Genomic DNA, 23,572 nt, shown 5'->3' on the forward strand with positions numbered 1-23,572 from the left:
GGGTATCAAGGAGCAGAAATGCCAAACGAAAATATATCGAGACGAACGTTTTTGAAGGTTGGTGGAACGAGCGCTGCGGCAACCGCTGCCGTAATTTTGAAGCCCGCATGTGCAGCTACACCGCCTGTTGCGCTCGCTCCAAACACCAGCCATACCCTGCTCCCTTACTTGACGAAATTCGTCACGACTGCCAGCCAACTGAACCAAGGAACACCGCTCACCTTTAGCTATCCGGACGCATCCTCGCCGTGCATGGCCATCAAACTCGGATTACCTGTTCCCGGCGGTGTCGGTCCAAATAAGGACATCGTCGCTTACAGCATGATGTGCACCCACATGGGGTGTCCTGTCATGTTCGATGGCGGAACCAACACCTTTAAGTGTGGTTGCCACTACAGCATGTTCGATGCAGAGAAGGCGGGGCAAATGATTGCGGGGCAAGCAACTGAAAATCTGCCCCGCATCCGACTTCTATACGACGAGAAGACCGGAAAAATATCGGCAAACGGCGTGGATGGAATGTTGTACGGCCGTCAAGCCAACGTTATCTAATCAGGGGGAGATATGGACAATCAAGGCGGCCGCATCACGTTACCACCCGTGAATGCGCAGCGAACCAATATGACGTGCCACTTCTGCATCGTTGGTTGCGGATACAACGTGTATAAATGGCCTGAGAACGAAGAAGGCGGTCGAGCGGCCAATCAGAATGCGCTCGGTCTCGACTATACGAAGCAACTTCCCCCGCTGAGCATCACCCTCACACCGGCGATGACAAATGTCGTCGAGAATCGGGACGGCAGCCGCCATCGCATCATGATCGTTCCGGACAAGGAATGCGTGGTGAATAGCGGATTGAGTTCAACGCGTGGTGGCAAGATGGCGACGTATATGTACACGCCCGATGGACTCACTCGCGAGCGCCTACGTAACCCTCGCATGTACGTGGGAGACCAATGGGTTGATACCGATTGGGACCGTGCTATGGCGATTTACGCTGGCTTGCTCAAGCGCACGCTCGACAAAGACGGGCCAAGTGGCATCGTCTTCTCCGCGTTCGACCATGGTGGGGCCGGAGGCGGTTTTGAAAACACGTGGGCAACCGGCAAGCTAATGTTCACGGCTCTGCAAACGCCGATGGTGCGCATCCATAACCGGCCTGCATACAACTCGGAATGTCACGCGACGCGCGAGATGGGAATCGGCGAGTTGAACAATTCATACGAGGACGCCGAAGTCGCCGACGTCATTATGGCCGTCGGAAACAACGCATACGAATCGCAGACAAATTACTTCCTGAATCACTGGATTCCCAATTTGCAAGGTGGTACTACAGACAAGAAGAAACAGCGGTTTCCAGGAGAGGCGACGCCTGCGACCAAAATTATCTTCGTCGACCCTCGGCGTACGCCTACTATCGCGATAGCAGAGCAAGTTGCCGGCGCTGCTAATGTGCTGCATTTGGACATTCAGCCAGGAACCGACGTTGCGCTGTTCAACGGCCTGTTCACCTATGTTGTCGAACAAGGCTGGGTCGACAAAGAATTTATCACGCAGCATACAAATGGCTTCGATGCTGCGGTCAAAACGAACCACATGACCCTGGAGGATTCCAGCAAGGTCACTGGCATTCCCGTGGACAAGATTCGTACCGCCGCCGAATGGGCATATAAGCCCAAAGCTGCGGGACAGATGACGCGAACGATGCATGCATATGAGAAAGGCATCATCTGGGGCAATGATAATTACCTTATACAGTCCTCATTGGTTGACCTTGTACTTGCCACCCACAATGTCGGTCGACGCGGTACTGGCGTGGTTCGTATGGGCGGTCATCAAGAAGGTTACACCCGTCCGCCATACCCGGGTGATTCGAAGATATATATCGACCAACAACTCATTCACGACAAGGGTCGCGTGATGACCTGGTGGGGTAGCAATAATTTTCAGACTAGCAACAACACTGAGGCGCTCCGCGAGGCCGTCCTGCGGCGCTCACAAATTGTGAAACAGGCAATGCAAAAGGCCAAGGGCGCGACGGACGCCGAGATGGTCGATGTAATTTACGATGCGACGAGCAAGGGGGGGCTGTTCGTTGCGTCGGTGAACCTTTATCCCACGAAACTTGCAGAAGCCGCGCACCTGATGCTCCCTGCTGCCCATCCGGGTGAAACAAATCTGACGTCAATGAACGGCGAGCGGCGCATGCGTCTTTCTCAGAAGTTCATGGATGCGCCAGGCAGCGCAATGGCCGACTCGCTTATCGCGGCCCGCGTGGCAAACACATTGAGGGCCATGTACCAGGCGGAAGGCAACAACGCGATGGTGACTCGATTTAGCGGCTTTGACTGGAAAAGCGAGGAGGACGCGTTCAACGACGGATTCCGGCAAGTAGGGCAGCCTGGCGTGGGAAAGATTGATAGCCAGGGAGGTGACACCGGGCATTTTGTAACTTACGAGCGGTTGCGAGCCGCAGGAAATAACGGCGTGCAACTTCCCGTTAAGTCGTTCGACAACGGAAAGTTCGTTGGCACGGAGATGCTCTACACCGATTCGAAATTCGATACGCCTGACGGCAAAGCCCAATTCAAGCCTGCGCCGTGGGGCGGCCTGCCTAAAACCGTCGCCCAGCAGAAGGAAAAATTCCGTTTCTGGATTAACAACGGACGCAACAACGAGGTGTGGCAGACGGCCTATCACGACCAATACAACGAGTTCATTCGGGCGCGCTACCCGATGGCCTATATCGAGATAAATCCGGACGACGCGAAAGAACTGAAGCTGGAAGCTGGCGATGTCGTGGAGGTCTACAACGACTTCGGCTCCACCTACGCGATGACCTACCCGACGGCGGATATTAAGCGCGACCAAACCTTCATGATGTTCGGGTACGTCAATGGAATCCAGGGAGATGTTACGACCGACTGGGTCGACCGCAATGTCATTCCATACTACAAGGGTACGTGGGCCAACCTCCGCCGAGTAGGCTCTATGGAAGACTACAAACGAACTGTGAGCTTCAAGAGCCGCCGTTTTGCATAGACTCACTACGCCGCTGGCAGGGATGCACGCGGCTTTTTTATCACGGGACGATTCGATGAAACGATTGCTCGCTGTTTGTCTGACTGCGTTTGCCACGACCCACGCACTTGCAGATGTTGATGCTGCAAAAGCGCAAGGCATCGCTAGCAAAAACATGTGCTTCAGTTGCCACGCTGTCGACCATAAGGTCGTCGGTCCGGCCTACCACGATGTCGGCCTGAAGTACAAGGGGGACGCCGACGCCCTTGTCACCCTGACGAAGAAAGTCAAGAACGGCGGCTCAGGTGTTTGGGGACCCATGGCAATGCCGCCGAACCCGGGTATTAGTGACGCTGACTTACGGGTTGTATTGACATGGGTGTTAGCAGGCGCGCCCACTCAGTGACGCGACAAGGCGGCTCTATGTCATCAATACTGCACCGTGTTATCCCGATATCGATTATGCGATTGCAGCGGCCCGTGATGGCAGGCGCGCCGCATGCGGCGGGACCCGCAATTGACCAACTGCGCCGTCCGTTGCGGGACCTCCGAATCTCACTGACAGATCGGTGCAACTTCCGTTGTTCGTACTGCATGCCGAGCGACGTGTTCGGCAAAGACTACGAGTACTTGCCGCGAGACCGAATTCTATCGTTCGAGGAAATTGAAACGGTCGCGACGGCAGCGATCGCAGCAGGCGTCGAGAAGCTCCGGTTGACCGGCGGTGAGCCGTTGTTACGCAAGGACATTGAGCTTTTGGTCGCACGGCTTAGCGCGCTTCGCACACCACTAGGTCGTCCAGTAGAAGTGACCCTAACAACCAATGGCTCGTTGCTACGTTGCAAAGCTCGCAGCCTGCGCGATGCCGGAATGGACCGCCTCACTGTTAGCCTGGATGCACTCGATGCGCAGGTTTTCACTGCCATGAGCGGTTCATCCGTTGACATAGACGTCGTGCTCGATGGAATCGGTGCGGCCATCGAGGCCGGCATGAAAAATATCAAGGTAAACACGGTCGTCCAGCGAGGCGTGAACGAGGACCAAATAATTCCGATCGTTCGCCGATTTCGGGGGACGGGCGTGACGCCTCGGTTCATCGAGTACATGGATGTGGGTGCCACCAATCGGTGGAACATGCGGGAGGTCGTGCCGTCCGCAGAGCTGGTCAAGCGCATCGACAAGGTATTCCCGCTTGCGGCCGACGGAGTCCGATCAGATCGCGCGACGTCGCGCACGTTTCAGTTCGCAGACGGCATCGGCAGCGTGGGGTTTATCTCAAGTGTCACCGAGCCGTTTTGCGCGGATTGCACGCGCCTTCGACTCACTGCAGATGGGCGACTCTTCACCTGCCTGTTCGGCGCTGAAGGATTGAACCTGCGCCCCGCGTTGCGGCGGTGCGCAGGTCCAGAAGAGATTCAGCAAGAAATTCGGAACCTCTGGGGAGCGCGCAGTGACCGATACTCAGAAGAGCGCGGGAAGGAAACGGGTAAGTCGGAACAACGCCATGCTGAAATGTCGCTGCTCGGTGGCTGACAACGCTTGATCAACTCACTCGTTTTCCCTGTTCGTCGATAACTACTTCCCCGTCTTCCTTCGTAAAAGGCTTCGTGAGCGCTTCGGGGAGGATATCGAGAAGGACTTCCGACGGCCTGCAAAGCCGTACTCCTATGGGGGTGACAACAAACGGTCGGTTAATCAGGATCGGATGATCCAGCATTGCGTCGATGAGTTGCTCGTCGTTGAGCACGGGGTTGTCCAAACCAAGATCCGCATAAGGGGTCCCTTTTTGCCGTATGGCCTCGCGTACGCTTAAACCCGATTCTTCGATCAGCTTTGTGAGGATTTCGCGGCTCGGTGGTGTCTTCAAATACTCGATGACTGTCGGTTCGATGTCCGCATTTCGAATCATGGCGAGCGTGTTGCGGGAAGTGCCGCATTCTGGATTGTGATAGATAGTGACGCGCATAAATTTCCTTATCGAAATGAGTTCAAATACTCGGTAATTTGTGCGCCGGTCGACCTTGCAGTTCGCGTGACACCGATGAGTGTTGCTGAGGCGAAACCGCACCACTCACCATATCCCACCAGCCAAAGCCTGGGCTCCTGCGTTGCTCGGCCATCGATCACATCCACTCGGCCAACATCATTTATGAGGTGCAGCGGTGCTAAGTGTTTCAGTGCAGGTCGAAAGCCCGTACACCACAATACCGCGTCAACATGCGAGGGCGCGCCATCTGGCCAGACAACGCCGTCATCGACGAACTTGGAGAACGGCCGCACTGCGTGCATAGCACCGCGTTCGCGAGCTTCCCGAACAGCCGGAATCATAACGATGTCGCCGAGGCCGCCGCTCTGGAACGGATCGGGCCTACCCTCTGCTCGTGCTTTCCACCGCTGCGTCGCGCGTTCAAAAAGAACGCGTCCATCAACGTCATCTGGCAGAAAAGTCGGCTCCTCCACTGTGACCCACGTCGTGTTACAGACGTGTGATAGTTCGGCTAGGATCTGTGCTCCCGAGTTACCTCCGCCGACCACCAGCACATCCTTTCCCCTGAACGGCTCCGGGCTCGCGTATTGCGCCGAATGCACTTGGATGCCTTTGAATCTCTCTTGCCCTGGATACGTCGGAATGTACGGACAGTTCCATGTTCCGGTCGCGCTGACGACTGCCTTAGCAAGCCATTGCTGATCATCCGTCGAGACAAGCAGCCCGTCGTCCTCACGAGACACCGAGATCACCCGAGCACCACGATGCACCGGGATGTCATAGCGCTCCTCGTATTGGGCTAGGTATCGAACAACGTGATCGCGCGACGGATACTCGTCTGGCGTTGACGGCATCAACCAGCCAGGAAGTGAACTCCATTGCGCCGGCGAAAACAGGTTAAGTGAATCCCAAGCGTGCTGCCATGCGCCGCCGGGAGTCGGTTGATCATCCAGGACCTGATAACTGACGGCCGCTCGGCGCAAGAAGTAGGCTGTGGCAAGCGCTGATTGTCCGCCGCCAATGACTAAAACATCCACGAGAATAGGTGCTATTGGAGTTTCTTTTGACATGGGATTTTTACGCGTTGCATACTTCGATAATACTGGATGAGTCGATAGTTTTCACCCTCGGAAGATGTGTCCGATCACTGAGATCCGTATTCTCTTATACCGTCATGCGCTGATCTCCGATGCCGCGGGCAAGGCCAAGATTGAGACCGTGGTTGCTGAGAAGAAAACCGGTTTGGAGCGAACTGTAGCGCTGAACATATGCGGCTCCAAGGGGATCTTCGCCTCTTCGCAACGAGCTATCTGGAATTCTGCGGCGTGTCGAAGCCAGATTCGAAGGTCGTAGCGCAACATTACTTTGCCCCACGCGGTTTTCCCGCTAGCGTATATATCGACACAACTGGCAGAATTAACGTTCAACAACAACACCTGTATCGACACATCAGGTATTCACATTCCGGGCAGGGTTTGCTGGCGCGACGTCGGCAACGCAGCGTCATCCCAAAGCTTCGTCGCTAGCGGATGACGAGCGAGATGGATTAGGCGATACAACGGCCCCTTTTTCATGTTGACGAATAACGGCTTGGACTGGGCAACCTGCATTTTGGTCAGATCTGTCACCAGCGATTCCCAATAGTCCAGATATTCACCGACTTGTTCGCGCTTGGGAACCTCTTTTAACCGCAGGCTTCTGCGCCACCCCGGTGCGGCCGCATCCAATCTCGAGCTGGCCAGATTGAAGTCGCCACCGATGTTTCGCTGGACGTCCATTACGCTGAAATGAATCAAAAGGTCGATGTTCGGTCGAGCGGCAAGCTTGCGAATAATCTCAAAGCCGAGGTGCTCGATGCTGAATGGGTCGAGGAAGGCGAAATGTAGCCCTCGGGGAAGCCTTTCAAGTACCGAGTCAACAGTCGTGGACGCGTTACCGACGTATGCCTGCACTTTGGCACCCGCGCCGCGAAGTCGTGCAGCACAAGCCTCCACGCTTTCAGCATCGGCGTCGGCAATGTGTATCTCGCTGAACGGCACTCCACCGCGTTCTGACATGCGCCACGCAGACAGCACGCCCCCGTCACAGATTACCCCCGATTCACGATTCAAGACCCGTCCAGGACCAGAAAATAGGTCAATAAACGAGGCATAAGGCCATTTTGCCCGAGCCTTCCGAGCCGCGTCGACATAACGGCACAGCGCAACATGCTTGTCTTCCGACCACGGACCGACCTTCATGACCGGTAGACCATCGGCCGGGTCGATGACAACCTTATCGTCATTTTTCTTGGCCATGTTTTCTCAGATTGGGGGCTCAGTGAGGAGCTCCAATAGTATGCCGTTATTCCGAAATATTTTCTGAAACCTGATAATCTTTCGGAGACTAAAAAGGGCCTATTACACCAAAAAATGGCGAAGACAGAAGATAAGTATTTCTGGCAGGTCGGGCATCATCCGCCGATTCTCGATCAGCACAGTGCCGTCAAGCATTCGATCGTCGAACAGTATGTGCAGCAATACATCGAAACTCTGATGAGTCTGCCGACCATGCCCAAGCTAACATTGACGTTAGTGGATGGGTTTGCTGGTGGCGGGGAATACCTTAACGAGAAGGTCGAGTCCGTCGACGGCACGCCATTGCTTATGATGCGAGGCGCATATATGGCGCGTGCCAACTTGAACGTTGGTCGGCGCGCTTTGCGCGAGGTCGATGCTGAATTTTTCTTCGTTGAGAAAAAGCGGGAGTCTGCGGCGTATCTCCTTCAACATTTAGAAAAACGGCGAGCTGAAGGCGCTATCTCGCAGCTGGACTTCGAGCGGTCTAAAGTGCTAAACGCTGGCTTTCTGGACGAGCTGCCAAAAATCGTGGAGCGCATCAAGTCGCGTCGAGGCGGTTGCCGGGCGATTTTCCTCCTCGATCAGTACAGCTACAACGCAGTTCCGATGGACAAGCTTCGTTGGCTGATGACTGAGCTACCGAACGCAGAAGTTATCATGACCTTCAATGTTGACTCACTCCTCACCTACATCAGCGACAGAGAAGCAAATCGGAAGGCGGTTCGCAGCATTGGCATCGAGCAGTACATCCCTTGGGAACAGCTAGGGCAAATTAAGGCGGAGTCTGGACGGGCAGCGCTCCAGCGCTATGTCGCGCATGGCATCAAAGCGGAAACGGGCGCGCCATATATGACGCTTTTCTTTGTTCGGCCAGACTCGTCAAATCCTTGGAGCTACTGGCTTGTGCACTTGTCGCAGCAATACAAGGCCCACGATGTAATGAAATCGCTGCACTGGGAGCACTCGAGCGAGTTCGGACACGAACTCGAGCCGGGGCTCTTCATGCTTGGCTACGACCCGAAACGGGACGAGCAATATACCGGTCAGTCCATCCTCTTCGATGCAGGGGGAGCCGAGCTCTGCATCGAGACATTGAAGGACGACCTCGGCCGAGTTCTATCAGGCCGACAGCAGCCGCTCACCGTTCGCCAATTACTCACCGACCATATTTCCAACACCATCGCCGACGAAGCTCGGCTGCAAATGGTTATACGGGGCTTGCACGCCTCCGGCAGTATCGTGGTGTCAAACAAGGACGACAAAATGCGGCGGCCGTCAAAGCAGTACAAAGCCTCCGACATCATCGAATACTCGCCACAGCGACGCTTCTTCACGTAAGCAGCACGCGGTCGGGCATGTCGTCCCAGGTACGTCCTTCGAGGAGCCTGCCGTTCGCGCCCTTTGAGCGACGTACGCCGTCGCAGCCCCACGTGCCCCACTGCTTGAAGAAAAATCTAACTCCCTGCTCCTCGCACTGGCCCTTGACGTTTCGCACCCATTCTTCGCGCATCGGACGCGCCTTCGGCCCGGACTCACCACCGACGATGACCCAGTCGATGTTTTCAAGATTCAAGATGCCAAGGTCCTCCAAAAGAGGCTCGACCGACAGGAAGCGCACGCCCCCCTCAAGCTCGCGCAGCTCGTCGATGCGAGGCACCCCATACTTGCGGTCCTCAACGGTCACGCCAAGCCAGGCGTTTGCCGGAACATCTCGACGACTGCAGTAGCTCGCCAAGCGCTCTGCGCGCTTCGTGAGAATCTGGAAGGTGTGCTGCGGACATGCTCGAATCGAGTCGAACACCTGCGTGATGTAGGCGTCCGGGACCGAGCGGTGAAACAGGTCGGACATTGAGTTGACGAAGTACACCGTCGGACTCTTGCGCTTTAACGGCTCATCGAGGCGACTCGGCAGAATATTCAGCCTGAAGCCGTTCTCGTAGCCAGGAGTGCCCATAGCGTGTAGCCGCTTCGCCATGCCTTCAGCGTAGCAGTTCTTGCAGCCCTTAGAGATTTTCGTGCAGCCTACGGTTGGGTTCCACGTGCGTTCGGTCCACTCAATCTTGCTTTGCCCACCGCTCATTAGTCGACCTCCCAGTTTGGTTGCGATTTTATCGGGCTTCCAGCGGCTACTACGAAATAGCCTTGCTTCTTTTGTGTCTCCCCTATTCGCAAGCAACGACCACAATTTCCGCAGTCGTACTTTCGCGATATAAACTTGCTACTGTGTATTTATACAGTAATTTAAGAAGTAGGGACGTTCGGTAATGGACGCGACGCTCGCACCGCGATCGATTGACCGACCCCTTTGGTCCCGAATTCGGTCAACCGAAAGAGAGCGACTGATCATCATCGTTCGTCTAGAGCGCCGCAGTTAAAGACATGTTCAGCGTGCAGATAGCCGAGGAAAGTTATCTTTCTCAAACACGACAATTAACTGTTGCCTTTTCCATCCGGTGCGTCGGGATTACGGCGGAATGCTTGTCGTGCAGCGCCAGGATCCTTCGACCGCGTCACACCGAGTCGCACCGAGCTAAGTCGCTCGGCCAGGAAGCCCATTGATTAGCGCGCCAGATTGCTGCTTCTGCCTTATTGAAGTTCGAGCAAGAGGATCACTAGATGCCCCGGGTTCGCCAAACAGAACGCGAACGAACACTTCAGGTGTTGAGCGCCGCGCAGCGGTGAATGGGTCGATCTGCTGCCGCTTGGTCATCAGTTATTCTGATCGACGGCCACCGCCGACGCTCCTCCAAATGATGGCGGCCGCAGCGACTAAACGTTCACGGCGTCCTTAAACGCCTTGCCCGCTGTAAACTTGACCGTCTTCGCGGCCGGAATTTGAATTTCGGCGCCGGTGGCTGGGTTGCGACCGACGCGTGCCGAGCGCGCCCCCATCGAGAAAGTTCCGAAGCCGATCAACTGCACGACGTCGCCCTTGGTGACCGCGCTCGTCACGACATCAAGGATGGCGTCGATGGTCACGCCCGTTGCGGCTTTACTCTCTCCCGTAGATCCAGCTACGGCGTCGATTAGGTCCTGCTTATTCATGATTTCGCTTCTCCGCTTAAAACGGCACCCTACCGCACACCGGCGTTCAAACGCAACAGTCGACCACGGTAGCCGCAAGCCGTCTGATTGTTAATAGCGAAGCACAAGGCCACCCTCAGCCGTAGCTGCTGACCGGGCCGGCGCTCGGCGGCCCATACCCGTTCACCTGGACGTCGCGAAGCTTTTCTCTGCGACGGCACAGCGAGCGCCCACTGTTACGGGCCGTCCCCGCTTTGCGAGGCCGACTTGGACGGCATCGAACGCGCATGCAGCCAAATGAAGGGGTACATAGCCCTAATTATCTACCCCTTCATTTCCCCCGCCAATGGTCCTAGTCAACATCTACATGGTCCCGGCTTCGCCACGGCGCGTTCACTGCATTCTTAAACGCCTTGACGGCCTCGAACATGGCGGACCGGCACCGGAACAATTGTGCTGGGTGGCTTGCCGCCCGGTCTTCTTCCTACCGATCGCTAATAGCGATGTTCAGTGAGTGAAGCCCGCACCTTAGCGCGTCGGACCGCGCACCTGCAAACACGGGCAATCGTGACGCCGACCGACATCAGCGTGGCGACGCCGCCCTGCCATGCCCGCGCGCTTCCCCAACGTCGTCTTGAACTCGAAAGCGCTCCGCTTCGGTCGGCCCAGGTGTGATAATCGGTATTATCACACCTGCGTTTCGATGGCAAAATAACGCTGTTTCGCACCGGACCCTTTGCAGGAGTAGGTTTTGGAATCCCCTGACAACACCGAGGAGGCTTCGATTGATGGTCTTTATCACCGCGCCCGACTGGTGATACTTGGATACCCAGGACCCATATCCCGACTCAGGCTCGATGTGGTTGGCGTAGATTCGTTCAACGTCGAAGGTCCAACCACACCCAGTCTTGCACTGCTTATGGCGTCGCCGGAGCTCACGCCTCCCGCACGAGAGATTCTGCAACTGACCTTGCAGATGTTCGGCGAGCAACTTTTCACGCGGCCAAGTAGTCAATTGCTGAAGCGCTACGCGGTTGATGGGCTAATCGCAACAGCAGAAACCATGCTTTTGATGGATCATTCAGCCCGACTGCACGCGCTCTACAACGATCGGATTTTTCATCCAGTCCGCGGGCTCGTTTTTTACAACGAATTGCTCGATGGCTTTAATTCCGTATTTGCGCGACACCCTCAGGTCGTTTTGGCACGCGCGCGACGGACCTTGGACCCTTATTCAACGCCGCAGGAGCGCAGCTAATGGCAGAAGATCTCGAAATCGGCCGTAGCTTTACCGCGAAAGATCTGGCTGCGTTGCGAGCCTTCGTTCAGCGCATTTCTCCTAAGGTAATTGCGCGCACCTATTACGACACCGACGAAGACGCCCATGCTGCCACGCCCGGAGCAATGGAGCGATACCTGCGGACTTTGTTAAATAAGCTGGTCCATCTGGCTATCGAGAACGGCTCGACGGTACTCGCCGACCATCTGAAAACATCGGTCAAAAAGCACGGCAGCGCCAAACTAACAGCCGTCACGCTAAAGATGGTCACAGAAGCTGCGCAATTGTCAGCAGCTTTACCGCACATCAACCACGGGATCGGGATGTGGTTCCGGCCCATGGTTGCCAAGCGTCTCAAATCCCAACGGGTATCGACGCTCGGCGACTTAATTGCCCTGTGCAATCGTCGCGGCGGGACCTGGTGGCGCTCGGTCCCTCGCATTGGTGCCCACCGTGCTCGCATCATTGTCGCGTGGTTGCGGCGGCACGAGGACGTGCTTGGACGTCGGGTCGACGATGATGTGGATACCAGTGAACCGCTGGTGTCAGCCAACGTGGTTTTGATTGACGGCGCGATGGGCAAACTGGCCCCCCTTGAGCGCATGGGTCTAAATAGCGGCCTCTCGGGGAAAACCGGTGAAAACCGCTCTAGCGCGTTTTGCTACATCAAGGCGCAACATGACTTGGACGCGGTGCGTGCCTATCTGAACCAATACCGAGATCAGCCAAAGACCCTTCGTGCTTACACAAAGGAACTGGAACGATTTGTTCTGTGGTCCGTTATGGTCCGAGGCAAGCCGATGAGCTCACTACTGGTCGACGACTGCGAAGCGTATAAAGATTTCCTCAAACTCCCCTCGCCTTCGTTTGTTGGACCGAGAGTTTCAAGATCCTCTGAACGTTGGCGCCCATTCTCCGTTGGCGCCCTAAGCCCCGAGTCGCAGCGTTATGCCACGCGGGCTATTCGCGCAGCATTCACGTGGCTTGTCGACGTGCGTTATCTCGCCGGCAACCCCTGGAAAGCGGTCAACGATCCGGTTACCGTTACGCGGGAGGACGATATCCAAATTGAGCGTGCGTTGAGTCGCGGGTTATGGGAACGGCTTTCCATGGAGTTGGACCGGCGGGCGAAAGCGCCTCAGGCCAGCCAATGGCGCATTGCCAGAGCCGCAATACTGCTCATGGCCGAGTCCGGTCTAAGACGCGAGGAAGCAGCGCACGCTCGGCGCGAAAATCTTAGGTTATCTATCTACGGGACAGCACGGGAACCGTTGTGGGAACTGACGGTCATCGGGAAACGCGCGAAACTTCGAACCGTACCTGTAAGTCCAAACGCTGTGAGCGCTTTTTCGGAGCATTGGAAAGATCGAATGGAAGATTTTGACAGTGCCGACGCTCGAGGACCTTTGATCTCGCCGATGATCATCCCCCAGGCTCCTGACGCACAATCCAAGCACGCCGATAATCGAGCGCCCTATCACCCGGGTGCTTTAGGGCGTCTTGTCGAACGCTCATTATTAAGTTTGATCATAGAATCGGATATCTTTGGGCCCGAAGAACGGTTGAAACTGAGCAAAACAACCTCTCACGCATTTCGACATACCTTCGGAACGCTTTCTGCAGCCGCCGACGCCCCCCTTGATGTTGTCCAAAAGATTCTTGGCCACCGCTCGTTGCAAACCACAAGCATCTATGTACAGGCGGAGAAAAAAAGAATGATGGAAGAAGCAGGAAAATTATTTAACCGCGACTGAGTATTTTTTTGGCGTATGCACCTAACGTACGGCTGGACCATCATAAAAATAGCTAATTGAAATAGCCCTTTTCTATTGAATCAACACTGTTCAAACTGGACATCAGGTCGTAAAAATACTCGTGGTGCCTTGAATTTGCCGGGACACGTAAATTGTTATGCTCTTCTATCAGACGCCTGATCCGGCGTATTGAAAGAGCCTCAAATAAAAACGACCTATCCCAACCAAAATGGAGATGCAGCGCCTCTACAGCGAAGTCGTGGGGAAACTGAACGAAATCTGTTTCCGAAGAATCAAGGTCATCCTCTTCCAACCTATCGTTAAACAACGACACACTGATATTGCCTTCGGTCTCATCGAAATCGAGCGCCTGTTCATCCGCCATTGCAGCTGCCATCATCGCCCTCGCCTGCTCTTCCACGAAATCTTGGTCGAAGAGTTCCACAAAATCCCCGGAATTTGTCATTGCCTCAACAACAACCTTGAGTTTTCTGATTTTTCCCATTGTTCGCCCTGTTAGCTCGTTCGCTTGATGTCGAGAGTTATTCAGTATATCTACTATTGGACACAGTTAAACGCGTTAATCGTTGAACCGATCAACGACACTAAGTCTCTTTGACGGGAGGTAAGTTTTCCATTCTTATCGTCGCAATGAAGTTCAATGATTACTTTGCCACGCGCACGGCGCACTTTTATTTCAGTAACAACCGAAACGGTGTCCGCCCTAATCTTTGCTAGTTTCGCTTTAAAAGACAGGTTTTGATTATTTTCCTCCAAAAGACAAACGCGTCTTTCGAACTCTGCGCAACCCAACAAATTCATCACTTTAAGCAACTCCGTACCGAGATAAACTGAGATCTTATCCGGCGGAAAGTGATCGGTAACCGGTTTCCGTAGCTTGCATATATCCATTGCTTTGTATAAAGAATTGCTAGTGAAACCGAGCCCTTTGCTTGCTTGCGATAGATTTTTCCAACGACCGTTTTCTAGGCCTTCCTGGTAGATCTTTTTTAGCGCCAAGGGGGTTTCGCCGCGAAACAAATTTTCCGATCGTTTGCCACTTGCGAGAGTAGATAAGATACTGAGTCGCTCAGCTCTCGTTTCTGCAGGTTTTAACGTCAATGCCCGCTTCACTACTTCCGGCCACCCCAAACATTCTTTTGCTTCAATAATTTTCCTGCGAACATATGTGTTTGTTCCACTCTTCTCGAATAATCGAATGACCTCCGCAGGAAATGCTGCCACCGCCCTTGCTTGTTTTATTTGCTGGGCCGAAACTCGAGGTTCGGTCAACGACAGAACGTGAGAGGCCTCCTCGATTGTTTTCCACCAGACACCCTTCCCGTTGCTATATAAATTGGCAAGGGCCAGGTGATCTTTTACTAAGGTTTCTTTATCCATTTCAATTGTAATTTTTGATTGCCACGTCTTAAGGTCGATGGCGGAACTCGCAGCTACCCAAGGATATCCAAACTTTCGTGTTGTCAACTCACCGAAAAGAAGCGTATTAGAGCTTCAATTGCAGTCCTTTGACGACGGAATGGACGCGAGAATTGCAAAGGCGACTACCAAACGAGCGATTACCCTCGCTCGCGATCCGCTTGTCTGCGCTGACCGGGTGCTGCGTGAGCGGCCCGGCGCGACGACGTGTTCACTACGCACTGGCCGCCATAGCCCGCCAGGCTGGGGCGGCTCACCGTCTACTTCCGGCCGTGAGACGGTTCGTCGCCAAGGCCACAGCAGTTGCCCTTCGTGAATACTCTCATCATCTCTCTCATCTAGTGTGGTCAGCCCTCATCGGATGCGCCGTACCTTCGTGTCACACGCACTGGCCAATGGAATGAGCCTTGAAAGCGCTTGAAATTTCTCTGGCCATGAGTCACTCGTGAAAACGTTAATCTACGAATTTTCACATTTTCGATGAAAAGTGAACCGCTCCCTCCAACTTCACATACTTTGGTTTAGTCTAGAACACAAATTGGAGAGCAATGCACTGAGCCAAAGACAATCGAAGTTAGATTCGAAATTAACGAACATTCGATACTTATGGGGTCCAAGCCCCTTAGTTCGCGACAAGATAATCTGATCACCGAAGGATCCGTCAGGATCCAGGCCTGGTTCCATCGCTTTTTCTTTGACCTAGACGGCTAGGCACCAATTCCGAGATCTTCACCTAGCCTCAGACACCCTGCGGGTACTCGAAAGGTGAGGCAGCGGCACACACGGGTTGGCGCCTGAAACGTCGGAAAGTGATCAACAAGGATCCGCACAGTCTCTGATGCCTGTGCCAAAGCTTTCCAAGACCGCGATGGAAACCCTCGACTTGCTTTAACAGGAAACGGATTTTTGAGTCATCAGCGGCTCGCAATGCCGATGCCTTGTATCTATCTTTCTATGGTTTCCACGTGGAAACCACTTTGTCGTCAGATGAAGATTTTCCCCGCGTTCGCCAAGCCCGAGCGCTCAACTACGACCAGCGTGTAAGCCACGTCTACACTTGCGCGACGCAAACGCGCAGAGAATGCAAACCAGTTGCGTAAAACAGGCACAGACACACGCGATAATGACAAGAATGACTTCGTCATCGCAGCATTTTAGAATTGCTCCGATCTGCTCGGTTCTGACAGAAATGATGGAATCGACAGGGCGAGGTTCCGGCAACATTAGGCGTTCACAGGTCAGCCTAATTTAGCAAACTGACGGCCAGCGTGCCCCTCTGTCCGATTTCCACGTGGAAACTCGACCCAGCAAGCTGACGGCCAGCAGCAGTCCTCTGTTCGGTTTCCACGTGGAAACTCGACCCAGCAAGCTGACGGCCAGCAGCAGTCCTCTGTTCGGTTTCCACGTGGAAACTCGACCCAGCAAACTGACGGCCAGTATCAGTACTCTGTTCGATTTCCACGTGGAAACTCGACGGTTTTTTGTCGCGACGAACCAAGGTAATCACGCACACCTCGCAGGGTCGTGCACCTTTTTCAACATCGCCCCTCTACCACCTAATGGGTATTTGAAGTCCGGGAACAAAAAAAACTTGGGATCAAGAGATATTTTTTGGGCACCGCGACGCTCGCGTCGTGAAAATTGTGGACATCCAGCCGGTTATTTGATAAAAATCGGAAACGACAGCCGTTCTCATAGTGAGTAGTCTCGGACAAACCTAAATTTTTTCACGCAAATACATAAACGACTGATTCTTTTTAGTTTGTTATTTATGCGATTTCTTAAATGGAGAAAAGCCCTTGGGAATAGTCATTGCCGTCGCGAACCAAAAAGGTGGAAGTGGCAAAACCACGCTTAGCCTAAATCTGGCCGGTGCGTATTGTGACGATGACCCTGAATTGCGGGTGCTTGTCGTTGATGCGGACTCGCAGAGCTCGTCTGTTCGCGCGACTGGAGCGGGCGAAGCTCCATACCCATTTACAGTGGTGAACTTAGCGGCAGCTGGAAAAAATCTCGACCGTGAAATCAAACGAATAGCAAACGATTACGACCTCGTCATCGTCGACTGTCCGCCGTCGGTGCATGACAAAAACACTGAGGTCGCTGTGGGTGCATCTAATTTTGTATTAGTTCCCATGGACGCGTCGGCACTCGACGCATGGAGTACCGTCGGCATGCTGCAGCTGGTTCGCAGAACAATCGGCAGCAACCCCAAAGGTTGTGGGATTGTTTTCAACCGGGTTAATACAAAAACCACAGGCTATGCCGAAGTAAGGGCGGCTATGGCCGAGGACAACCCCTATCCGATTCTCAAGAACACCATCGCACTTCGCGAGATTTATAAAACGTCTATCGGGATGGGCGCTACTGTCTTTAGCGTAAGAGGGCAGCGCACCGCCAAGCAGGCGAAAGATGAAATCACCGCAGTAGCGAAGGAAATTCTCACGATCGTAGGGCTCATTGAGGATTAAAGTGACAACGAACCAAAAAGCAGCGAAGCCCAAAATGGGGCTCGGCGCGTCCATTCGCAAGGGAATAGCGAACGAAAGAGCCGACGTAGACGGTCGCCTAGATGTGACCGGCGTACCGAATGGGTCCGACACGCCGACAGCGAGCATCACAGTCGTCGGCGAGAATGACGCACTCGGAAAAACATACGAACACCGCGCAAACGCTTCAGCGGTAACACCACGGGTTCGACTACTACTAAGCGAGTTAGTCTCAAACCCTTTCAACCCGCGCGAGTTCTACAGCCCAATTGCAATTGACGAGCTCGCTGTTCGACTTCGGCGAGAGGGGCAACATGTCGCCATAACGGTAACTCGAAACCATCGCCACCCCGACAAGTACGTTATCGTCGATGGAGAATTCCGCTTTCGTGCGAAAAAAAGCTTGGGTGAAACAGCCATCGATGCGGAAGTTGTTCCAGAACTAAGTGACCAAGAACTTTACCTTAAGGCAAGCAGTATTAACAAAAGCCGCACCCAGCAGACAGTCTTCGACGATGCGGTCGCGTGGATGCGCGTCTTATCTAGCGGGATTTTCGAGAGCCAGGACGCACTAGCAGAGCGCCTCAGTGTAAGCAAAGCGCTGGTGTCAAAGACGCTACTTGTCGGCAGATTGCCAAAGCATTTCCTTCAGCAGATGGCAGACACAGGTAGCGTTGGTCTTGCACATGCATACAACATAAAACTAATCCTCGACCGCACGAACGAGAGCACTGCCGAATCAATACTCGAACGTGTGGTAAACGGCGAGATGTCTGTCCGTAGACTTGAGGAGTACGTTAAGAAGTTGGACGGCACGTCGCCCCCTGGAGCGACGAAGACGCACTACAGCGGGAACGTCCCGTTCCACACTACAGAGGGGCGGGAGGTAGGCTCGCTTAAACGCTACCGGGATGGCCGAACCGAACTCAAGTTGGTTGGATTAAGTGACGACCAACAATCACTTCTTGTAACGCGGCTTGAAAAGGTGGTTCGAGAATTCATAGCAACACACCTGTTGGATTCCCCAGAAGCAGCAAGGCCCGCATCTGGACAGAGCGAAGTCATCGCAAGCGAGTCAGCTCTCGGCAAAACAACCTCTACAAACTAATTTTAGCGTTATCCATAACGAAGGCTAGGATGTCGCTATCCGTCGGAAGCCCCCAAACGTCGTTTGCAAGCCAAGTGTAGAACGCCGTCTCAGACGTCTTCTTCATTTTCTTTCCTGACTCGATTTTCAGGCTGGCGGTCCCTTGCTGCTCATTGTATCGCTGCAAGACCGCCATTTGATCTGCCGCATCGAGTTCGAAAAAATACCCAGTGACCTCTTTGCGACGATATGTTTGGAAAAGGTCGTTAATGTTGTTGCTGGTTGCTGCGCGAGCTGCGGTGTGTGAGGCAGAAGAGCCTCCAACCACACTCTCTGTACGACTCGCTTTTTCGTCTACCTTATATCCATTTTGGAGGGTCTTGCGGAAATACGCGGGCACGCTCTCGACCTTCGGACCGCCCTTTAGTTTCAAACGCTGATCCATGTAGTCGAGAGCGGTAACGATCGCCTCCTGCCCGTGAGTGGCCAGCAAACGACGAGCTTCCGAGAGCGGCACATCCAGCTTTGTTACGCGTCCGAGTACGTCAAGATCTGCCTCGTTTGCGACGTGCGGAATATCTTTTGGCCGCATGATAAATTGGATCGCCGTGACCGACCGAGAGTTGGTCTTCGACTTCACCTCGATCATCTCTACAACATGGTCTGATACCGCGTTGATCTCGTTCACACCAAAAGTCAAAATGCGCCGCTTGAACTCTTTGTACTCTGCGTAAGAACCTTTCTTCCACTCCATTCCTAGGATCAAGTTTCGCCACACGTCGACACTCAGTTCTGGGGTCTTTCCAATTCCGTCGTAGCGAACAATATTCTCGTAGAGCACCGCAGACGACGCGCGCCGAAATCGACGGATAATAGCCATGTCGATGTTTGCCCAAACACCCGGGTTAAGAAAGACCTCCTTCAGATTCTCCGCATAGTGATACTGCAGCACTCCACCAGGCGTAATTCTCGCTCCCGCAAGTAACGCACTTGCATTCCACTGCCCTTTGTTTAGCCCTGCCAAGTAATCCCAATTGACGCCGAACGTCACCAGCGAGTTAATCGCAGTCTTCATGTACTTACGATTATTTGAATTCAGACCGATCTCCGTTGTGAGCTGACCAAGTCCAATGTCGAACCAGATTCTTGAGGGGTCTTTTTTGTATTGAGCGCCAGCATTCTTTAACAGTGCGTCAAAGAGTTTATATTGAGGCAAGGATAGGGCGCCTTTCTCTGGGGCCATGTGCACAGCCGCAGTTGCTTTCCGGAAGGGCTCCGGCAACTCAGCGGTCGGGAACAATCCGAATTGCTCAACATTATCTAGCTTCAGATCTTTGCGAATGGCCACTTTTATCGTCTTTCAACCAATTAGATTGGACTTTATTCTCCCATAAAGGTGGAACAGAGACCATAGTTTTTCCACCTCGATGGTGGAAAAATTCTCGCATTGTTCCACCATTTAGACGAAGACCACGATCTTTTCATTTCATTTTTATTTCGTCGTGACCCTGGCCGCGTGGCAAAAGTTTTGGGCGGCGGAGTGACTAAATTCGGCGTCTCTACCATAGACATACACCATCGAAGCTCGGAATGATGCGAATTTTTTGCTGTCTTATCCCCACCGGTACCATACGCGTACACCTTGAAGCTGAAAAAACGAATCCGCGGTCCTGCCACAAAGCACTTAATGACCCCGAAGCACAACAAATTCAGATAGCGAAGCCACTATGGTCCCATAGGCGTACACCTTAACTAGCGACCCATATGGCTTACTCCACATAGGCGTACACCTTCGAGACGTTTTTTATTAAATTTCCCATCGACGTACACCATCGCTCAGCTTTCTCTATCAACCTGGGTCCCATAGGCGTACACCTCAGGCTTTAAGTCAGCGGGAAATATACATTTCTGAGTGACAACGTCGACATGAAATAAAGGTGGAAAAACACCATGAGCGTACACCTCAAAGCCCATGCATGTCTGGAAAATTGTTAATTTTCAATAAGTTAGAAACTAACGAGCACACAAAGGTTGAGGTGATTCCGCTCCGCCAGTGCTGTCAAAGACTTATAAAGAGGAGAAGGCGCGGCACCATAGACGTACACCAAGTCGGATGTTGTTTGGAGACCATAGTCGTACACCAAACGTAGGTGGCAATTTCCCATATGCGTACACCAGTTTCCGATCGTTCGGAGTTTTTCCTTTTATGCAACGTAATCCCACCGCAGTACACCGTCGACCCCATATCCACACGCCATCCTCCCTATCGGCGTACACCTGCATTCCCATACCCACACACTATTGCTCCCATAGACACCCACCTATTCTCCCACCAGCGTACACCAAACGCGCCTGAGAGCCTTATCCCAGAAGGCTTTCTAGCCGCGTAAACGGTTTAAAGAAGTAAAGTGTTAAAGAAACACGTAAACGATCCCAGGTGCTATTAAAAAGTAAATCTCGACCGGACGGCAGGCATGTCTCTAGGCGTTTCACGCGCAGGTTAGACCGCTTCGCTGTGGTTGAGGCGTCACTGGCGTCCAAAAAGTAGTGAGAGTTCCGCCGCTGCTGACGAGAACATTTGGACAGTCGATAAAGCACGTTTGCCACGAGAGACAGCTTTGGGACAAGGAGCTCAACCCCTTTTCGTGCCGAGCCTGTGATCATCGAGGCCATTTCTTCGGGCTTTGGCGGGTGGCGCCGGTCGAGATAGGCCCAGTCAATCCTCACCAAGTCCGCGAAACGCAAACATCGTCTACGTCCGAGCATGCGCGGCGGATACTGGCCAATTTAAGGTCGACGTTAAGGCGCATAAGAGCCACAAACCATTTAGCGCTTCAACATTCGAGCAATGGGCAACCGTTGTTCGGACCGATTTGGCCATACACCAATCTCGATGGGCGCATCACTGAGACACAGATACCTGTCGGAGACGATTTGACTTGTTCGAAAGGAAGTGTGTGTTTTAGGTCGCATCACACCCACGCAGGATTAAATCTCGACGCACTCATGCACTTTTGGCGAACCCCTATCACAAAGATGTGGTCTGCGGAAACAGAAAGAGACGCTATTTTCGCAACGTTTCTCGATGAGGGGTTATACGCCGTATAACCCCTCATCGAAATTTCGCGTAGGCGTGACACCGTTTTACTTGGCCCCAAGAAAGAGAGGCAATTTCACCTGTCTTTAGCGATCAACCCAAACGATGACGCTGGTTCAATGGAACCCAATCCAACAAGGGTTCCCATGCGTCTTTTCAGAAACCAGCGCCAGGCCGCGCTCGCGACAGCTCCAGGTATGTATGCCGAGGAAGACCCGAGCAAAGTCATCTTCGAAACCAGCACGCGGCTCAAACTTGAGTCGAATCGCTGGATGCTCATCGCATTTGCCTGCGCAGCCATCGCCGCGGGAGCCGTGTGGACCCGCCAGCCGCCGCCCTCCGTTGTACGGGTCGTGGGTGTGTCGGCCGACGTGACCGGGCATCCTGTCACGACAGAGCTCGTCGCATACAAACCGGATTCCCAAGCCATTCGTGCCCACGTTAAAGATATGGCGGTCCGTTGGTTCACGATAGAGCCGGTTTTGACGGACCGGCTCGAAACATCGCGCATGACGACAAATATCAACTCCGTAAAAGCAGAGATGATCGGAGCGGGTTTAAGTCAGTTCAAGGCTTGGCTCGACCAAGACGCACCTTTCCAGGCGATTATCGCCAACCCGAAGTTGATCCGCGAGGTCAACGTCCGAAACATTGCGCTTTTGGAAGATTCAACCGTCCTTGTTGAATTCACAACCTCGACATCACAGGCCGGCGGCGCTGGCAAGCCCGATGTCAAAGCCTATGCGCTGACCTTGCGCTACCAGATCGTCGCACCCACCGCGGATGCGGCGCTCACGTCAAATCCATTCGGGGTCTTTATCCCGTTCTTTCGCCTCGAGCGGACTGCCTAAGCATGAACGCCAATCTCAAACACGCTAGCCGGCGCGCATTCGCCATCTGTGCAGTCGCGGCGATAACGGTCGTCACCGCGCCTGTGGCGATGGCCAAGAAATCGGTCAGCGACGCACCGACGCCTGCGATGATCGCCGACAACCCCATGAGCGCGCTTAATCCGTTCAATAGCGGCGCCGATCCTGTGACGATGCCCGGCGATGCACGCATTGGCGTTTTTCCCTACAGTCGGGATCAGATCTATCGTGTTCTGACGGCACCGCTCAAGCTGACCACGATCGAGCTGGAGAAGGGCGAGAAACTCATTGCCGATCCCGCCATGGGTGACAGCATCCAGTGGGAGATCGACGACGACAAGTCGAACCACATCTTCATCAAGCCGCACAAAGCTGATCTTGTGAACACGCTTCACATCACGACCAACAAGCGCGAGTACGACTTCACGCTGATCGCGTCGCCGGCGGGCGGATTTTTTTACCAGACCGTGCGCTTTCAGTACCCGCATTCGCCAATGACCCGCGTGACCTCGCGTGATGACCAGAGCGCTGGTGCGGATCGCGGCGGTGTTGATTCCGGGTCGGTCAGTGTCGCGCCGGACAAGTTGAACTGGGACTACATCGTTGACGGTCGGACCGAGTTTACGCCGGAGGTGGTCTTCGATGACGGTCATGCTATCTGGATGCGCATGCCCCAGAAGGCGCAGTCGTGGCCGGTACCGTTCATCAAGGATCACGGCGACGCTGTTGTCGCCAATTTCATCCGTCGCGGGGATTTTCTTGTGCTGCAGCGCCTGGCCGATGAGATCGTCTTGAAATCCGGTAAAGACGAAGTCACGGTCACCCGCGGTCGCCGCCGCGTGCTCGGGCTGTTCTGATCGCCATGGCAAAGAAAAACCCAGCTGACAATCCCAACGACGAGCAGATCGCGCTCACGAAGGGCAAGACACCTCGCAACGCCATCATGAGTATCGGCATTCTTGCCGCGATTGTGATCGGTGTGTTGGGCTTCTTTTACGAATTGAAGGCCTCGAACCAGGCAGAGCAGGACGCGCGCGATAAAAAGAGCCTCGCACTCAAGTCCAGCACCGAAGGCGCGGGCGACAAAGGTCCATCTGATATTGAACAGGAAATCCGCAAGCAGCGGGACGCGGCAGCGGCGGAGGCAGCCGCACGCGCGGCGTCCGATGCGGCCGCTGCCCAGCAT

General features: G+C 54.0%; 19 protein-coding genes and 1 pseudogene. 12 read left to right on the forward strand and 8 right to left on the reverse strand.

Going from position 1 to position 23,572, the window contains the following annotated elements; genetic code table 11:
* The first annotated feature begins 18 nt into the window (after nucleotides 1-18).
* Genes ACRXB1_RS00335 through moaA form a run of 4 tightly spaced genes read left to right on the forward strand, consistent with a single transcriptional unit; the run spans nucleotide 19 to nucleotide 4,554 of the window.
* Complete coding sequence (locus ACRXB1_RS00335) at nucleotides 19-552, forward strand: arsenate reductase (azurin) small subunit (protein ID WP_449490668.1); 534 nt, start codon at nucleotides 19-21, stop codon at nucleotides 550-552.
* A 12-nt stretch (nucleotides 553-564) separates the two neighbouring features.
* A complete protein-coding gene (locus ACRXB1_RS00340; protein ID WP_449490669.1) occupies nucleotides 565-3,042 on the forward strand; it encodes an arsenate reductase (azurin) large subunit in 2,478 nt (825 codons plus the stop codon).
* A gap of 55 nt (nucleotides 3,043-3,097) precedes the next feature.
* The gene (locus ACRXB1_RS00345) at nucleotides 3,098-3,427 is read left to right on the forward strand and encodes a c-type cytochrome (RefSeq protein WP_449490670.1); all 330 of its coding nucleotides are present in this window, start codon (nucleotides 3,098-3,100) and stop codon (nucleotides 3,425-3,427) included.
* Nucleotides 3,428-3,453: 26 nt separating this feature from the next.
* Nucleotides 3,454-4,554, forward strand: a complete 1,101-nt coding sequence (moaA, locus tag ACRXB1_RS00350) for a GTP 3',8-cyclase MoaA (RefSeq protein WP_449490685.1) — start codon at nucleotides 3,454-3,456, stop codon at nucleotides 4,552-4,554.
* Between the two features lie 10 nt (nucleotides 4,555-4,564).
* Here moaA and arsC read toward each other — a convergent pair whose 3' ends face one another.
* The 3 genes from arsC to tcmP form a co-directional block, all read right to left on the reverse strand.
* Nucleotides 4,565-4,987 (reverse strand): arsenate reductase (glutaredoxin), encoded by a 423-nt coding sequence (gene arsC, locus ACRXB1_RS00355; RefSeq protein ID WP_449490671.1) that lies wholly within the window; start codon nucleotides 4,985-4,987, stop codon nucleotides 4,565-4,567.
* 8 nt (nucleotides 4,988-4,995) lie between these two features.
* Nucleotides 4,996-6,078, reverse strand: a complete 1,083-nt coding sequence (locus tag ACRXB1_RS00360) for an ArsO family NAD(P)H-dependent flavin-containing monooxygenase (protein WP_449490672.1) — start codon at nucleotides 6,076-6,078, stop codon at nucleotides 4,996-4,998.
* 387 nt (nucleotides 6,079-6,465) lie between these two features.
* On the reverse strand, nucleotides 6,466-7,305 hold the full coding sequence (gene tcmP / locus ACRXB1_RS00365) for a three-Cys-motif partner protein TcmP (RefSeq protein ID WP_449490673.1): 840 nt from the start codon (nucleotides 7,303-7,305) through the stop codon (nucleotides 6,466-6,468).
* 114 nt (nucleotides 7,306-7,419) lie between these two features.
* Here tcmP and ACRXB1_RS00370 point away from each other — a divergent pair, with 114 nt between their 5' ends.
* Nucleotides 7,420-8,685 carry a three-Cys-motif partner protein TcmP gene (locus ACRXB1_RS00370; protein ID WP_449490674.1) on the forward strand — a complete coding sequence of 422 codons (1,266 nt, stop codon included), beginning with the start codon at nucleotides 7,420-7,422 and terminating at the stop codon, nucleotides 8,683-8,685.
* Here the strand turns inward: ACRXB1_RS00370 and ACRXB1_RS00375 are convergent.
* On the reverse strand, nucleotides 8,678-9,427 hold the full coding sequence (locus tag ACRXB1_RS00375; RefSeq protein ID WP_449490675.1) for a DUF5131 family protein: 750 nt from the start codon (nucleotides 9,425-9,427) through the stop codon (nucleotides 8,678-8,680). The two genes, ACRXB1_RS00370 and ACRXB1_RS00375, sit on opposite strands and share 8 nt — an antisense overlap.
* Before the next feature lie 689 nt (nucleotides 9,428-10,116).
* Complete coding sequence (locus ACRXB1_RS00380; protein WP_449490676.1) at nucleotides 10,117-10,392, reverse strand: HU family DNA-binding protein; 276 nt, start codon at nucleotides 10,390-10,392, stop codon at nucleotides 10,117-10,119.
* 730 nt (nucleotides 10,393-11,122) lie between these two features.
* On the opposite strand from ACRXB1_RS00380, the gene ACRXB1_RS00385 reads away from it, so the two are divergent.
* Complete coding sequence (locus tag ACRXB1_RS00385) at nucleotides 11,123-11,629, forward strand: hypothetical protein (protein ID WP_449490677.1); 507 nt, start codon at nucleotides 11,123-11,125, stop codon at nucleotides 11,627-11,629.
* Complete coding sequence (locus ACRXB1_RS00390) at nucleotides 11,629-13,404, forward strand: phage integrase family protein (RefSeq protein WP_449490678.1); 1,776 nt, start codon at nucleotides 11,629-11,631, stop codon at nucleotides 13,402-13,404. Before ACRXB1_RS00385 ends, ACRXB1_RS00390 begins: the two co-directional genes overlap by 1 nt.
* Nucleotides 13,405-13,456: 52 nt before the next feature.
* Here the strand turns inward: ACRXB1_RS00390 and ACRXB1_RS00395 are convergent, their stop codons facing one another.
* Both ACRXB1_RS00395 and ACRXB1_RS00400 read right to left on the reverse strand, forming a co-directional pair.
* Nucleotides 13,457-13,909, reverse strand: a complete 453-nt coding sequence (locus ACRXB1_RS00395) for a hypothetical protein (protein ID WP_449490679.1) — start codon at nucleotides 13,907-13,909, stop codon at nucleotides 13,457-13,459.
* 53 nt (nucleotides 13,910-13,962) lie between these two features.
* The gene (locus tag ACRXB1_RS00400) at nucleotides 13,963-14,805 is read right to left on the reverse strand and encodes a hypothetical protein (protein ID WP_449490680.1); all 843 of its coding nucleotides are present in this window, start codon (nucleotides 14,803-14,805) and stop codon (nucleotides 13,963-13,965) included.
* A 1,838-nt stretch (nucleotides 14,806-16,643) separates the two neighbouring features.
* Here ACRXB1_RS00400 and ACRXB1_RS00405 point away from each other — a divergent pair.
* Nucleotides 16,644-17,315, forward strand: coding sequence for an AAA family ATPase (locus tag ACRXB1_RS00405; protein WP_449490681.1), 672 nt, complete (start codon nucleotides 16,644-16,646; stop codon nucleotides 17,313-17,315).
* 1 nt (nucleotide 17,316) lies between these two features.
* On the forward strand, nucleotides 17,317-18,441 hold the full coding sequence (locus ACRXB1_RS00410; protein WP_449490682.1) for a ParB/RepB/Spo0J family partition protein: 1,125 nt from the start codon (nucleotides 17,317-17,319) through the stop codon (nucleotides 18,439-18,441).
* Here the strand turns inward: ACRXB1_RS00410 and ACRXB1_RS00415 are convergent.
* Complete coding sequence (locus ACRXB1_RS00415) at nucleotides 18,431-19,768, reverse strand: RepB family plasmid replication initiator protein (RefSeq protein WP_449490683.1); 1,338 nt, start codon at nucleotides 19,766-19,768, stop codon at nucleotides 18,431-18,433. The genes ACRXB1_RS00410 and ACRXB1_RS00415 overlap by 11 nt on opposite strands.
* A gap of 1,895 nt (nucleotides 19,769-21,663) precedes the next feature.
* On the opposite strand from ACRXB1_RS00415, the gene ACRXB1_RS00420 reads away from it, so the two are divergent.
* From ACRXB1_RS00420 to ACRXB1_RS00430, 3 genes and pseudogenes are all read left to right on the forward strand, one after another.
* Entirely contained in the window at nucleotides 21,664-22,368 is a 705-nt protein-coding gene (locus ACRXB1_RS00420) for a type IV secretion system protein (protein ID WP_449490686.1), read from the forward strand.
* An 89-nt stretch (nucleotides 22,369-22,457) separates the two neighbouring features.
* The gene (locus tag ACRXB1_RS00425; RefSeq protein WP_449490687.1) at nucleotides 22,458-23,243 is read left to right on the forward strand and encodes a TrbG/VirB9 family P-type conjugative transfer protein; all 786 of its coding nucleotides are present in this window, start codon (nucleotides 22,458-22,460) and stop codon (nucleotides 23,241-23,243) included.
* A 5-nt stretch (nucleotides 23,244-23,248) separates the two neighbouring features.
* Nucleotides 23,249-23,572, forward strand: a pseudogene (locus tag ACRXB1_RS00430) (TrbI/VirB10 family protein); the annotation flags it as partial.

Source organism: Caballeronia sp. M23-90 (assembly GCF_053574605.1).

Bases quoted from the DNA above. Each gene is read 5' to 3' on its own strand.
- ACRXB1_RS00340 (WP_449490669.1), top strand. From the start codon at position 565: ATGGACAATCAAGGCGGCCGCATCACGTTACCACCCGTGAATGCGCAG.
- arsC (WP_449490671.1), bottom strand. From the start codon at position 4,987: ATGCGCGTCACTATCTATCACAATCCAGAATGCGGCACTTCCCGCAAC.
- ACRXB1_RS00400 (WP_449490680.1), bottom strand. From the start codon at position 14,805: ATGGATAAAGAAACCTTAGTAAAAGATCACCTGGCCCTTGCCAATTTA.
- ACRXB1_RS00420 (WP_449490686.1), top strand. From the start codon at position 21,664: ATGCGTCTTTTCAGAAACCAGCGCCAGGCCGCGCTCGCGACAGCTCCA.
- ACRXB1_RS00335 (WP_449490668.1), top strand. From the start codon at position 19: ATGCCAAACGAAAATATATCGAGACGAACGTTTTTGAAGGTTGGTGGA.
- ACRXB1_RS00345 (WP_449490670.1), top strand. From the start codon at position 3,098: ATGAAACGATTGCTCGCTGTTTGTCTGACTGCGTTTGCCACGACCCAC.
- tcmP (WP_449490673.1), bottom strand. From the start codon at position 7,305: ATGGCCAAGAAAAATGACGATAAGGTTGTCATCGACCCGGCCGATGGT.
- ACRXB1_RS00380 (WP_449490676.1), bottom strand. From the start codon at position 10,392: ATGAATAAGCAGGACCTAATCGACGCCGTAGCTGGATCTACGGGAGAG.
- ACRXB1_RS00425 (WP_449490687.1), top strand. From the start codon at position 22,458: ATGGCCAAGAAATCGGTCAGCGACGCACCGACGCCTGCGATGATCGCC.
- ACRXB1_RS00375 (WP_449490675.1), bottom strand. From the start codon at position 9,427: ATGAGCGGTGGGCAAAGCAAGATTGAGTGGACCGAACGCACGTGGAAC.
- ACRXB1_RS00395 (WP_449490679.1), bottom strand. From the start codon at position 13,909: ATGGGAAAAATCAGAAAACTCAAGGTTGTTGTTGAGGCAATGACAAAT.
- ACRXB1_RS00360 (WP_449490672.1), bottom strand. From the start codon at position 6,078: ATGTCAAAAGAAACTCCAATAGCACCTATTCTCGTGGATGTTTTAGTC.
- ACRXB1_RS00370 (WP_449490674.1), top strand. From the start codon at position 7,420: ATGGCGAAGACAGAAGATAAGTATTTCTGGCAGGTCGGGCATCATCCG.
- ACRXB1_RS00390 (WP_449490678.1), top strand. From the start codon at position 11,629: ATGGCAGAAGATCTCGAAATCGGCCGTAGCTTTACCGCGAAAGATCTG.